This is a genomic window from Mycobacterium sp. NS-7484 (assembly GCF_001953975.1).
In the GTDB taxonomy this organism is placed as follows: domain Bacteria; phylum Actinomycetota; class Actinomycetes; order Mycobacteriales; family Mycobacteriaceae; genus Mycobacterium.
Map to the genome: position 1 here is coordinate 1 of NZ_MBEJ01000136.1, position 501 is coordinate 501.

Annotated in this window: 1 protein-coding gene; it reads left to right on the forward strand. The window is 66.7% G+C overall.

Going from position 1 to position 501, the window contains the following annotated elements; all coding sequences use genetic code 11:
- The first annotated feature begins 244 nt into the window (after positions 1 to 244).
- Positions 245 to 394, forward strand: coding sequence for a hypothetical protein (locus A5733_RS27610; RefSeq protein WP_158070634.1), 150 nt, complete (start codon positions 245 to 247; stop codon positions 392 to 394).
- Positions 395 to 501 lie beyond the last annotated feature (107 nt).

The following is a 501-nucleotide window of genomic DNA, read 5'->3' on the forward strand; positions in this document are numbered from 1 at the left end:
GCGGCGGCTAACTCTCGGGCCTCTCGAACGCTGAGGGTGCCGTACTCGGTCTGATGTGCCGCCTCGAACTCGATGCAGTCCGGGGAGGTAAGGCAGGTCCAGGACCCGCCCGTTTCCCACATCGGTTCGCCGCGCAGGGATTCGGCGACGTTGCTGCGGTGGGTGCCCACCACTCGCGCGCGGCGGCTACGACTGCACGTGCAGGGGCAACGTCAACTGCTCGGCCCGCATCAAGGTCCAGGCGGTGCGCGCCGCCAACGGACGCATCCAAGGCTGGGCAATCAACCGGGGCAACCAGGAACTCGACTTCTACTACGTCAGCCTCCGCGTCCTCGGCGAGCCCACTGCCCACGCACTGGCGATGGCCAAAGCCCAACGAATCGCACGAGGTTAACGATGAACGAAGCGCTCTGCCCGGGTTCCGGCCACCAAACCGGCGTCATCGGACGCATCGGATGCGAACGCGGCATTCCGCACTACGCGACATGCCCCTACTGCCGG